The 12,778-nt window shown below is 33.6% G+C and carries 10 protein-coding genes; 5 read left to right on the top strand and 5 right to left on the bottom strand.

Annotated features, from left to right (window positions below; genetic code table 11):
- Window position 1: 1 nt before the first annotated feature.
- The 5 genes from ACTB0X_RS05750 to ACTB0X_RS05730 all read right to left on the bottom strand — a co-directional run bounded on the left by ACTB0X_RS05750 (window position 2) and on the right by ACTB0X_RS05730 (window position 6,576).
- Entirely contained in the window at window positions 2-703 is a 702-nt protein-coding gene (locus ACTB0X_RS05750) for a methyltransferase domain-containing protein (protein ID WP_463024033.1), read from the bottom strand.
- On the bottom strand, window positions 693-1,565 hold the full coding sequence (locus tag ACTB0X_RS05745; RefSeq protein WP_463024032.1) for a sulfotransferase family protein: 873 nt from the start codon (window positions 1,563-1,565) through the stop codon (window positions 693-695). The genes ACTB0X_RS05750 and ACTB0X_RS05745 overlap by 11 nt, the downstream gene beginning before the upstream one ends.
- A 3-nt stretch (window positions 1,566-1,568) precedes the next feature.
- Window positions 1,569-2,633, bottom strand: a complete 1,065-nt coding sequence (locus ACTB0X_RS05740; protein ID WP_463024031.1) for a DegT/DnrJ/EryC1/StrS family aminotransferase — start codon at window positions 2,631-2,633, stop codon at window positions 1,569-1,571.
- Between the two features lie 141 nt (window positions 2,634-2,774).
- Window positions 2,775-4,244: a lipopolysaccharide biosynthesis protein gene (locus ACTB0X_RS05735; protein ID WP_463024030.1), complete on the bottom strand. Its 1,470-nt coding sequence runs from the start codon at window positions 4,242-4,244 to the stop codon at window positions 2,775-2,777.
- Window positions 4,210-6,576, bottom strand: coding sequence for a polysaccharide biosynthesis tyrosine autokinase (locus ACTB0X_RS05730; RefSeq protein ID WP_463024029.1), 2,367 nt, complete (start codon window positions 6,574-6,576; stop codon window positions 4,210-4,212). The genes ACTB0X_RS05735 and ACTB0X_RS05730 overlap by 35 nt, the downstream gene beginning before the upstream one ends.
- Window positions 6,577-6,640: 64 nt before the next feature.
- Between ACTB0X_RS05730 and xrtF the strand changes: the two genes are divergently transcribed.
- The 5 genes from xrtF to glyA all read left to right on the top strand — a co-directional run bounded on the left by xrtF (window position 6,641) and on the right by glyA (window position 12,653).
- Window positions 6,641-7,180 carry an exosortase family protein XrtF gene (xrtF, locus tag ACTB0X_RS05725; RefSeq protein WP_463024028.1) on the top strand — a complete coding sequence of 180 codons (540 nt, stop codon included), beginning with the start codon at window positions 6,641-6,643 and terminating at the stop codon, window positions 7,178-7,180.
- Window positions 7,174-7,635, top strand: coding sequence for a hypothetical protein (locus ACTB0X_RS05720; RefSeq protein WP_463024027.1), 462 nt, complete (start codon window positions 7,174-7,176; stop codon window positions 7,633-7,635). Before xrtF ends, ACTB0X_RS05720 begins: the two co-directional genes overlap by 7 nt.
- A 39-nt stretch (window positions 7,636-7,674) precedes the next feature.
- Window positions 7,675-10,683: a T9SS type A sorting domain-containing protein gene (locus ACTB0X_RS05715; protein ID WP_463024026.1), complete on the top strand. Its 3,009-nt coding sequence runs from the start codon at window positions 7,675-7,677 to the stop codon at window positions 10,681-10,683.
- Window positions 10,684-10,720: 37 nt separating this feature from the next.
- On the top strand, window positions 10,721-10,951 hold the full coding sequence (locus ACTB0X_RS05710) for a PID-CTERM protein-sorting domain-containing protein (RefSeq protein WP_463024025.1): 231 nt from the start codon (window positions 10,721-10,723) through the stop codon (window positions 10,949-10,951).
- Window positions 10,952-11,378: 427 nt separating this feature from the next.
- Window positions 11,379-12,653, top strand: coding sequence for a serine hydroxymethyltransferase (gene glyA / locus ACTB0X_RS05705; protein ID WP_463024131.1), 1,275 nt, complete (start codon window positions 11,379-11,381; stop codon window positions 12,651-12,653).
- The last annotated feature ends 125 nt before the right edge of the window (window positions 12,654-12,778 follow it).

The raw sequence follows: 12,778 nt of genomic DNA, 5'->3' as shown, positions 1-12,778 counted from the left end.
GTCACTTATGTTTAAGAATATAAAATAATTGGCCTTCGAATATAGAATTTTCTATTTCGCCAGTTGAATAATTAATGTAAATCTCCTTTTCAATTTTCAAACCTACAACATCACATAGTTCCTTTAATTCAAACGGAGAATGAATAAAAACCTCTGTTTTACAATCATCGTGTTCTAAAACAAAATAACCAGCATTCTCTATTTTATTTAAGTCGTTAGTAAGATTTATTTGAACAGAATTAAATCCATATTCCTTTATATTGTATCTATTATTTACGTCTATGATAATTGACCCCTCAGCAGATAAATGTTCCCTCAATGCTTTTAGGCTTAACAGCCTTTCTTGAAAATTTCCCACATGTCCCAAAACATTCCATAAACATGTGATTAAATTAAATTTCTTTTTTAGATTTATATCTTTAATTGCAGTAAGACATTTATTTACCTCAATATCACTACTCCCTAAGTTAAATAAATTAATAATCTCACTATTATCAACTAATTGTAAATTAATCACATTCATTTCTTCTGCCAATTTCAAAGCTCTAATTCCGTCTCCTGAACCAACATCCATATAATCTATCACGTTAGTTTTATTGTGACTCAATATCAAAGAATCAACTTTCTTTAAATATTTCTCTCTTCTTCTTGAAATGTTTCGGTAATCTTTAGCTATTGTATTGTAATAATTTTCAGAGTTCATAATTATACTTTAAAAGGGATTCTCTAGCAATTGAATTGAATAAACTTATATCATAAGTATTTAATATTTTTTTATACTTAAAAATATTACCAATGTCGGGCTTCTGAACTAATTTTGACTTCCAGTCCATATATTCTATAGGTTCAATTTTAGAAAAATCCTTTTTGTAATAATCTAAACACTCTTCCTCAAACTCTAATTCTAAAAAAGATAGAATTTTCATGATTGTATCTTTGGTATTTCTAACCAATTCCTCATATCTAATTTCAATGTATTTTCTTTTATCCTGCAAAGATAGAAATTCATTAATTTTTTCAATATTTAAGTTCCATCTTTGAGCGATTTCAGAAATATCAGTTGGTAAGTTTGGATAATATATAGAATCCATATTAGAACTCTTTTTTTTATCTAATTCAATAAATGAGCATGCAACATCTCTACCATCACGAACTAAATGTATGAATTTTGCATTAGGAAAGTACTCGGGTACTTTGTGTAATTTATCTCGCCATAACTTATTTTTATCTCCCCAATATTCTATATTCTCTTTACCTTTATCTCTTGCATAGTAACTATATATAAATGTTACTAAAGAAGCATAATTTTTAAAGTTAGAAGAAGAGAATTCCTCTTCAAATTTACTTTTATCTATTTTCCAAGTTTCAAATTTTCTTGAGGCATATAAATCTTTGAGGAACTCAGTTTTTAAAGTATTATTCCAGTTACTATATTTCGTTTCTAACCATAAGAAAAAATGACATTCTTCAGGAATTGAAATTTTAGAGTGACTATGTAAAATTATCCTTAACAACGAAGTTCCGGAGCGTGGATTTCCAATAATAAATAATTGTTTATTGTTCATGAATTATAGGTACTTAAAAACTTTATCAATCTCATCAGTTGTTATTTGGGCACTCAAAGGTAAACATAAAATTCTACTAGAAATATTTTCACTTATTGGGCATTTTTGAATATTACCTACAAAGCTTAGATTATTTAAAGAAGGATAAAAGTATCTTCTTGGAATAATATTTTGTTTTTGAAGTCTTTCTTGAGCAGCTAGTAATTCTCGCTCATTTTTGAATAAAATTGGGTAATATTGATAATTCCATTCGGTATCCTTACGAATTGTAATATTCTCAAACCTTTTCAAATCCAACCTCGAATTATAATATTCTACTGCAATCTTTCTTGTCTTTATTATTTCATCAATATATTTAAAATTTGCTAACCCTAGGGCTGCTTGAAGTTCAGACATTTTTGCATTAATCCCTAATCCTTTAAAGTTTTCAGGCCCATCATGTCCAAATTTATGTGCAAAAAACATATCACTTTGTATTGAATCATCATTTGTAACCCAGCATCCACCTTCACCCGTATGAAATAATTTTGTCGCATGAAAGCTACACGTACTCAAATTACCATAATTGAAAATCGATTTATTTAAATATTTAACACCAAAACAATGTGCAGCATCATAAATAACTTTAAGATTATATTTCTCAGCGATTCTTTCAATTTCTATTACATTACAGGGATTTCCAAAAACATGAGTTGCTAATATTGCTGTAGTACTCTCAGTAATTTTAGCTTCAATTAATTCTTCATTAATTGTCCAGTGGACTGGATCAATATCTACGAAAACCGGCTTTAGGTTCTCCCAAATAATGGATGAAGTAGTTGCAATATATGAAAATGGAGTTGTTAGCACCTCCCCTTTTAATCCCAAAGTTTTTAAACCCATTTGAATTGGGAGCGTTCCATTTGCAGTCAAGGTTAAATTTTTAACCTGCAAATAACGCTTCAATTCTTCTTCTAACCTAAGAACTAATTCACCTCTATTAGTTATGTATTTTTTATCCCAGGCAATGGTAAGGTATTCAATAAATTCTTCAATTGGAGGTAAAAAAGTATTCGTTACGTTGATCATTTAATAATTTTGAAATTACTCTATATTGAAAATATGAACATTTATTTAAGATTACTAATCTAGGTATAATTAAGTCATCTAAACTAATTACTCCAAGAGAATAAACCAAAATTACGTCATTAAAAAATAAATTTATACTAATTACAAACCTCTACTAAAAAGTTTTCTTAAAAATGGTTGCAATACATTCCTTAAGATGAACAATCCCTTCAATTTAAAAACAATAGAATAAAATAGAGTAAACGCTGGAAATAAAATTGAGTTCACAATTAAATGTAAAATTATTGACATCTCAAAGTTTGAAAGCATCGATTGAATAATAAAAGTAATAATATATATTGGAGCACCATAGCTTAGAAGAGAACCTAACTGATCGCGTAATCTCCAACCTATTAACTTTCCGGATATATAACAATTTAACACTATAGCAACAAATCCATAAACTAACATACAATATAGAAACTCGAGGAGACCATATTGAAAGCCTACAAAATATACTATAGTTATTAAACCCTTTTTTACAATTTCTAATTTCAAAAATATATCTGATCGACCTAAACTATTAATTGGATTTAATACGATTGCACTTACCGGATATACAAAGGTAGATAAAACCATAATTTTAAAATAGGGGACTGAACTCAACCATTTATCTGTAAACAACAAGATAATAACATCCTGAGCAATTAAATACATCAATCCTCCTAAAAAAAAAGAAATAAAAGCAGCCAAATGAAAAAATTTCACTACTAATGCTTTTACTGCTTTTTTATCCTGTTGAATTTTACTTACAGCAGGAAATAAAACTGCATTTAAACTTCCAGCAGAATGCTGTGCAATAAGTTGATTCAAACTTTTAGCGCGAGAGTAAAAACCTAAAGTAGCAGGAGCGAACAATTTTCCAATTACAAATACATCTAATTGCGTATAAAAGGTATCCAACAATTGAGAAAGAAACATATTCTTTCCAAATAGAAACAAGGGTTTAGACTCTACCCAGGAAAATTTAAAGGATGGAATCCATTTTGTAGCTTGCCACAAAAGGAAAAGTCGAATTATTCCTGACAAGTAATACTGAGCCACTAAACTCCAAACCCCGAATCCATTAAAAGCCAATAGAACACCAACAAACCCTGATAACATTGCACTTGTAATACTTATTTTCGATAAGCTTTTAAATTGAATATTTTTTTGCAGAATAGCTGAATGTACTCCACCCAGTGCACTTATTATTATGATAAAGGACATAACTTTTGCTACCTGATAAACTTGCTCTTGTTCGTAAAAATTAGCCACTAAACGAGCAGATGCAAAGCATAGGAAACTTAACAAAAGACCAACTACGGTGCTAAACCAAAATACCGAACTCAATTGAATTTGTGAAACATTTAATCGCTGAACAATTGCAGCAGAAAAGCCAAAATCTATAAAAATACGGGCTAACCCATAAAAGGCCATCACCATAGCAATCAACGCAAAGTCCTCAGGAAAGAGCAATCGCGCTAAAAAAATAGACACAATAAAAGATACTCCTTGGTTGATCACTTTACCAAAAAAATCCCAAATCAATCCGCCTTTAATCATTCTTTGTCCGGGAGTTATCGTGGGCATCATCAGAATAATACCCGTAGCCGTAACCGTAACCATAACCGTAACCATAACCGTAGCCATAGCCATAGCCAAGCGGCCCACTCTTTTCTTTCACTGCATTTACTACAATGCCTAAGTTTTTAATCTTGTGATCGGCATACAATTGATTGATATTTTCAAGATAAGATTTCTTCGTGTAGCCGTGTCGAACAATGTAGACCGAAGCATCCACATGTTTATTGATTATTAATGCATCAGTCACCAATCCAACAGGCGGTGTATCAATTATTATGATATCGTACACCTTTTTTAATTCTACTAGAAACTCACTCATTCTGTTACTTTCAATTAACTCAGCAGGGTTCGGAGGAATAGGTCCTGAAGAAATCAAGTCTAAATTATTTATTTTAGTATTTCTAACGCAATCGTTGAGCTCTCCTTTTCGAATTAAGAAGGTACTTAATCCCACTTCATTCGTTAATTCAAAGTCTTTGAAAATTTTTGGCTTTCTTAAATCAGCGCCAACTAAAATGGTTTTTTTTCCTGAAGCCGCATAAATGGCCGCTAAATTTATGGAGGTGAACGTTTTTCCTTCACCTGAAATGGAGGAAGTCACCATAACTACATGCTGTTCTTTTCCTTCTACCATGTAGTTAATATTGGTACGAATACTTCGGAAGGCTTCGGATACAATGGATTTCAGATTCGTACTCACCACAATATTGCTGTCTAAATCCTTTTTATTCATTATAGAGCCCAATATTGGAATAGTCGTTATCTTCTCTAAATCTGACCGGTCAACAATTTTAGAATTCATAAAGTAAATAAGCAGAACTATTCCCACAGGCAAAAACAGACCAAATAAAAAGGCAGTTAAATAGACAGCTGAAGCTTTTTCGCCAACATTGTAACTTCTATATGGCGTTGCATAATCTAAAATTTGGGCTTTGGGAACATTGGACGCTTTTGCTATACTAGCCTCTGATCGCTTATTTAATAAAAAAGTATACAAATCACTCAACAATTTATTCTCCCGTTTTAAGTTTAAGAATTCACGTTGTTCTTTAGGAATCCGCATCACCTTAATCTCTTCTTCAGCAATCACTCTTTTCAGAGAATCAATTAAAGCATTCACTTGAGAACGATTTGCTTCTGCAACTAATAATAATGCGTCTTTTTGGCGATCTAATTCTTGTTGCTGTTGTTCAAATCTTAAGTTTGCTCCCTGCATTCGAAAACTGGCCTCCTTTTCATCCTCTACTAACTCCTGAATTCTGATGGTCATCCGATCCACATTGGGATCTTGGAAACCAAACACAGCAGCAGAAGGAAAGGCAGTAAACTTTTCTGAGTTCAGCGTTTTAATCAATGCAGAATAATACTCACGTTGAATACTCCGCTGTGTCAATTCCTCTTCTAGTTCAAAAACCTCGACCATATTATTCCCTCCTTCTGAAATAAAAATACGGTCAGAAAAATTCTTTTGCTGAAAACGCTCCAATTGATATTCCGTAATCAATAAGGAATCTGCAATACCTTTCAACTGTTGATCAACAAAAGCTATTGTGTTGACCGCAATCTCACTATTCTGGTCCATCCCCCACTGAATGTATTCCTCCATTAACACATTCAAAAAGTCTATGGATTTTCGAGGTGTTTGGTTCTGCTGCGAAAGAATCAATATGGAAGATTCCATATTTTCAACATCAACAGTAATCGATTGTTGAAAATATCTAGTCATTCCGCTAGTCGAATTAAATTCAAATGCAAAAATGTCACCTTCTTCATCAACTTCACTATAGGTTTGATTTATTACTATAGTTGCATTTTGAAAGGTAAAAGGCTCACCTTGTTTAAAGGTACTTGAATCGGCAAATTCCTCTGGAGAACTGCTGATTTGAAAAAGATCATTGCCAAAAAATTTAACAAAACACCGCCCATCAATTCTTTCGCCTTTAATTAAGTCGACGGAAAAACTAGATTTAGGATACATTTCTGAGGTTTTTATATTCCCCAACTTGTAATAAGATATTTGCCAATCTAATTTCTTAGCAACACGTTCCATCAATGGATATGAAGATATAATCCCGATTTCATTGATTAATCGATTTCTTCCACTCACCAATTCCATTCCCGGCAAAAAATACTCTTGTCCCCATGAGGAGTATTCATCTTTCACCAACATTCGTGCATTGGTTGAATAAGTTGGGGGGGTGTAACGAACTTGGTAAAACGCATAAGCAGCAGAAAAAACCAAACCTAAAAGTACAATATACCAATAACGCATGAGGTACATCAAAAATACCCTGGGATCAATTTGAAAAGTGGAAGATGAGGTAGTTTGATTTTGCATAAATTAGGTCGAAGGTGACACTACAACGAACAAAGAAACGAATTATATTCTTTATTTTGCAACTATGTTTGAAAAACTAAAAGTCTTCTATTTTAAGAATAAATCCGGTTTGATTTTTACCACTAAAATGATCCTTTACTATGTAGGTTTGTTAAGTATATATGAGTGGATAATAGTACCATATTCTGAAACTGATAGATTTCTAATTGCTCAAATTATTAGCTTGGGAGAATGGATATTGGAATTAATGGGTTACCAAACTATTGATCAAATTTCTACCGCCCCTACTTTATTAGGAATTCAAGGTAGCAGTGGAGTCATCATTGGTGGCCCATGCGATGGTTTAAGTTTGTTTATTTTATATGCTACCTTTATATTGTCATTTGCAGGAAAGTGGTGGTCAAAATTAGTTTTTATTCTTATTGGAATAAGTATCATACACGCCCTCAATGTGCTACGTGTAATCGCATTGGCTTTAGTGGTCGTGTATGCTCCGGATCAATTGGATTTTCATCATTCCTACACGTTCACCTTATTTGTATACGGGGTAGTTTTTCTACTCTGGATGTTGCGCATTAAATTCTTCAATTATTTCAAATGGTAAGAAAACTAATTTGGAGTTTTACACTAATCCTTCTATTTGTATTTAGTTATATGAGAGAAGTCCTTTTTAAGAGCATCAATGCCAAAATTGAAGGCGCCACCTTTTACTATCAAAAAACGACTGAATTAGCATTTCTATCCGAATGGAATGTATCTGATTTAAATCAACTTAAATTGGGGTTAACCCTGCTTTTTACTATCGTATTCATTACTTTTACCTTTCTTGGCTTAAAATATAGTCATCCTGAAAACAAATCGCACTTATTTGCATTTGTCATATATGGATCTATTATTATATTAGCACTTTTACTCCTAGTCATGGCGTATATTTTTGATTCGTTCCAAACTTTTTATCCATACTTACGTATATTAGTAGGATTCGTCCACAATCCTTTGATATATATATTGGTGTCAGCAGGAATAATCGGATCAAATGCGCTCTCTTTAAAAAAATAGTGTATTTTTACACATTAAATTAAAATAATTATATTAACGATGAAGAAAATTCACTTTATCCCTTTGATTTTCAACCTGCTTTTACCCTTAGTTTTTATTGGTCAAACTGGCCCAGGAGGAATTGGTAATTCTTCTACTTTAGAGGTATGGTTAGATGCAAGTCAACTTTCACTTAGCGATAATGACCCAGTTTCTAATTGGTTAGACCTATCAACCAACACTAATCATTTAAATCAACCAACATCTCTTAATCAACCAACATTTAAAGCATCGGGATTGAATAGCAAACCCACTGTTGTTTTTGATGGAGTGAATGATTATTTAGATTTTACTGCTGAAATTACAACAGGAGCAGTTTCAATGATTACAGTATACAAATCACAAAATCCACTAAATGGAGTAGTGATGGCATTAAACAAACATGCATTATTTTCTAAGGGTGATGAGATTTTCAATCCATATACTTCTCCTACACAGTACAATCTCATTAAAAACAAAATTAATGAATTTGGTATTGTAACAATAACATCAACTGGTGGTGCTACTTCTGGAACACTAGGTCAAAAAACAATAACAGCAAGCCGAACATTAACAAGAACAGCTTTTGCGAATTACGATACATCTAGTGTGGGGATGAGAAAAGCAGGAGGTAATTATAGCTTTCCGTTAAATGGTGAGATAGCAGAAATAATAATATACAACAACAATATTTCTGATGTTGAATCGGTTATTGCAAGAACTTACTTAGCATCAAAATACGATTTACCAATTTTAAATAATTTTTATAAATGGCGAACAACTTACAACAATGAAGTTATAGGTGTAGGCTTTTTTAATGGTCAATCTTCAAATTCTGCCAGAGGTCGTGGTAACCTTTTAATGAGTAATGCCACTTCATTAAATATACAATACGACTTTTTAAATATTGGCCACGACAATGCTGGCTTCGGCACCAATACATCAGTTCCCTCAGGTACAATTGAACGATGGAATCAAACTTGGAGAGTAAATAGATTTCAAAATCCAGGAAACATCGATTTAGAGTTCTTTTTGGAAGGGAATGAGTTCGCAGTAAACCCAAACAATTACGCTATTTTAATAGAAACAAATGATGGAAATTTCACAAACGGTGGTACAAGGCTTCATACCACTGGATTAATCTACAATGCTATAAATAACTCAATAAAATTTACTGGTGTAAATCTTCCAGATGGCGCCTACTTTACTTTAGCTGAAGTTAATGGAACATACACTGCTATTTCAGATAATGACTGGAACAACCCTTTAACATGGAGTTGTAATTGTGTGCCTACCCAAAACGACGATGTTACAATTCCTTCGCCAAGGACTGTCTTAATTAATGGTGCTTCAAGTTTTGCAAAGAACGTGACTATTGAGACAGGAGCTACCATAGCCTTTAACACGAATGATAGTTTATATGTATCAGGAAATTTGACTAATTCTGGAACAATAGACGCATCAACTGGATTAATAGCATTTACTGGCATTGTAAATCAAGAGTTAAGAAATAATAGTGCAACACCGGTAAGCTTTTTTAATGTATTTGTAAATAATTCAAATAGTGTTACTCTTAAAAGCGGCGCATGGGAATTAAAGACATATATTAAAATTTCATCAGGACAATTGATCAATGATGGTGGAACCTTTACCTTTATCTCTGATGCAACAACTAATGCACAAATAGAACAGTCGGTTAGTAACTCATTTGTAGGCAATTTTATAATGCAAAGATATTTTAGCACGCGCCCTGCAAATTATGCAGATTTAACAACACCAGTTCAAAGCACTACTATCGATGATTGGGATCAAGAACTATTTATGAGTGGTGTAGGTGGTAACGATGGAGATGCTAGAGATGGTTCAGGTGGCCCAATTTTTTATAGTGTGACAAAGTATAACAACACCACCAAAGCATACAGATATGTGACTTCAATAGCTGAACCATTAATCGCCGGAGAAGGTGTTGAATTATTTTTAGGGGATAATTTAACTACTTTTTCAGCACAGACTATTGATCATAGAGGTACGCCATTTACTGGGACTAGATCTTTTACATTACAGCCTGGAATGAACTTTATTGGAAACCCTCACTATTCTTTTGTAAATTTTAATTCTGTTAGTAAACCTACTGGTGTTACTAGCCAATTTTATATTTACGAGCAATCCTCAGGTAGCTACAGACTATTTAATGGTGGATTTATTCCTCATAGTCAAGGCTTTTGGGTTAACAATTCGTCAGGCACCTCTAAAACACTAAACATCGGTGAAAGCAATAAATTTTCATTAGCTTCAAGTTTAATTTACAGACAAAAAGAAGAAAAGGAATTTAAACTTTTAGTTAAAAGTTTAGGGAATAATTACAGTCATGAATTATCTCTTCATACTTCTGCAACGGCAAATTATGGATCAAATGAAAACGATGCACCATTCCTTGAAAGCCCATTAAAAAGTGCTCCTGCAATAACATTAGTAAAAGGATCAATTCATATGGTACATAGCACTATTAATACATTTTCTGAGAACCAGAAAATTCCTGTTGCATTCACCGCTGGAGAAAATGGCTCTTACACCATAGCAGCAAAAGATGTATCGGAGTTACTATCGATTTACAGCTGCGTATTATTGGAAGATAAAATGGAAGGAAAAGTCATTGATTTGAATTCAACTGCAGATTATACTTTTGCATCTACTATTGGAAAGTACGATCGATTCAACTTGCATTTGTTCAAGTCGGCTGAAGATTGTAAAGACTTGTTGGCAAAAGCTGATCAAAACCAATCAGCCAATTCAGGTATTTCAATCTTGAAAAGAGGCGACATCGTTCAATTGGACTTCAATGTTGCAGAAGGATCACAAGCACAAATCGACATTTACAATTTAAATGGTCAAAAAGTAGCAGCGACTCAGTTCATCGGAATGGAAGGTGCAGGAAGTCAACAGTTGGCTCATACATCTGCTCTTAAAGGAATCCATTTAATTGTGGTTCGTACAAATAATGAAGTCATTACAGAGAAGTTTAATTTCTAATTAAATTTCTATATTTGCAATCAGAATAGAAGATACTATGAAGAAGATATTAAAATATATACCATTAGTTGCCATCCTCGTTTTGGCAACGTCCGATTTAAAAGCTCAACCACCTGGTGGTGGTCCTGGTGGTGGCGGTGGGCCTGGTCCTTGTTTCCCTCCTCCATGTGTTCCTATTGATGGAGGACTTTCGTTTCTCTTAATTGCAGGAGCAGCCTACGGTGGTAAGAAAGTATATGAAATGAATCAAAAAAAGGAAGACCAATAGTCTTCCTTTTTTTTGTTAGCAGGTATATTCTTTTAAAAGGACATCTCGGTAAAAACAAAAGTGCCCTTCGATATAAATGTTGTAGGACATCGAGTGGTTTAAAAAAGTGCCCTTCGATACAAACAAAGCAGCGCTTTGTCCACTCAGGGTACTTTTTTAAAATGTACCGAGATGCGCTACAAGATCTACTAAGGGTAGTATATTAAAATAGTAACCAGAAGCGCTTTTGATCGACTCATTAAAGTAATACCCTATTGACTCATTAGTGTATTGAAGCATTAAAGAATACGAATTGTCCGTCTTTGAAAGAAGGAATCCAACACTGACTTATCCAACTATTCACTGATTGACTGATTCAATTATTGACTTATTGATTCATTAAAAAATACGAAGTATTTGACTAATTTTAGCCGTCCAAGATATATCGATTATGAAAGACAAAGTACTATTTAAGTTAATCAAGAAAGAGAAGAAAAGACAAACTGTAGGATTGGAATTAATAGCTTCTGAGAATTACGTAAGTAAAGGAGTATTAAAAGCAATGGGATCGGTTTTAACGAATAAATACGCTGAGGGATTACCTGGTAAACGATACTATGGTGGTTGTCAAATCGTGGATCAAGTGGAGCAATTGGCGATTGACCGTGCGAAAGAATTATTCAATGCAGCATGGGTGAACGTTCAGCCACATTCAGGTGCACAAGCCAATGCAGCAGTCATGTTGGCGGTATTAAATCCTGGGGATACTATTCTAGGGTTTGATCTCTCTCATGGAGGCCACTTGACACATGGATCACCTGTGAATTTTTCAGGTAAATTATATCACTCTACTTTTTATGGTGTAGAAGAATCTACCGGCAGAATTGACTTTGATAAAATTGAGGCAATCGCTAAAAAAGAACAACCGAAATTAATGATTGCCGGCGCCTCTTCTTATAGTAGAGATTGGGATTATAAAAAAATGCGAGCAATCGCTGATTCAGTTGGCGCATTGCTAATGGCAGACATTTCTCACCCAGCAGGATTGATTGCAAAAGGAATCTTGAATGATCCGCTTCCATATTGCCATATCGTAACTACGACTACTCATAAAACGTTGAGAGGTCCGAGAGGTGGAATCATCATGATGGGACAGGATTTTGAAAATCCATGGGGCATCAAAACTCCAAAGGGAGAAGTGAGAATGATGTCCGCACTGTTGGATTCTGCAGTATTCCCAGGCACGCAAGGTGGGCCTTTGGAACATGTAATCGCAGGAAAGGCAGTAGCATTTGGAGAAGCATTAGAGGATTCCTTTATGAATTACACGCTACAAGTGATGAAAAACTCAAAATTATTGGGTGAAGAGTTAGTAAAAAGAGGCTTTAACATTATTTCTGGCGGAACTGATAACCATTGTTTGTTGATTAATTTAAATTCAAAAGACATTACTGGTAAAGAAGCTGAAAGAGTCCTGGGATTAGCTGACATTACTGTTAACAAGAATATGGTACCTTTCGATACAAGAAGTCCTTTTGTGACTTCAGGGATTCGTATTGGCACTCCAGCGATCACGACACGAGGGATTACTGAAAAAGAAATTCCATTGATTGCTGAGTTAATCGACCGTGCAATAATAAACAAGACTGATGAAGCTGAATTGAAAGCAATTAAAAAGGAAGTGAATGACTTAATGGAAGATTTACCACTTTTTAATTATTAATGGTTCACTTCACTTCGGCGGAGCTCAGTGTGAACTTCTGCGCTAAGTGTGACAAAAACGATTAATGACTAATAAGAGAAATTGTAGACAATCATATAAGTTTTATAATCGCATAAATCCCACTG

This window comes from Acidiluteibacter sp., assembly GCF_055129545.1.
This window is presented reverse-complemented; position numbering and strand designations above follow the sequence as displayed.

Excerpts from the sequence above, each read along its gene's own strand:
- ACTB0X_RS05730 (WP_463024029.1), bottom strand. The coding sequence starts at position 6,576 with ATGCAAAATCAAACTACCTCATCTTCCACTTTTCAAATTGATCCCAGG.
- ACTB0X_RS05715 (WP_463024026.1), top strand. The coding sequence starts at position 7,675 with ATGAAGAAAATTCACTTTATCCCTTTGATTTTCAACCTGCTTTTACCC.
- ACTB0X_RS05735 (WP_463024030.1), bottom strand. The coding sequence starts at position 4,244 with ATGCCCACGATAACTCCCGGACAAAGAATGATTAAAGGCGGATTGATT.
- ACTB0X_RS05710 (WP_463024025.1), top strand. The coding sequence starts at position 10,721 with ATGAAGAAGATATTAAAATATATACCATTAGTTGCCATCCTCGTTTTG.
- ACTB0X_RS05750 (WP_463024033.1), bottom strand. The coding sequence starts at position 703 with ATGAACTCTGAAAATTATTACAATACAATAGCTAAAGATTACCGAAAC.
- ACTB0X_RS05740 (WP_463024031.1), bottom strand. The coding sequence starts at position 2,633 with ATGATCAACGTAACGAATACTTTTTTACCTCCAATTGAAGAATTTATT.
- ACTB0X_RS05720 (WP_463024027.1), top strand. The coding sequence starts at position 7,174 with ATGGTAAGAAAACTAATTTGGAGTTTTACACTAATCCTTCTATTTGTA.
- xrtF (WP_463024028.1), top strand. The coding sequence starts at position 6,641 with ATGTTTGAAAAACTAAAAGTCTTCTATTTTAAGAATAAATCCGGTTTG.
- ACTB0X_RS05745 (WP_463024032.1), bottom strand. The coding sequence starts at position 1,565 with ATGAACAATAAACAATTATTTATTATTGGAAATCCACGCTCCGGAACT.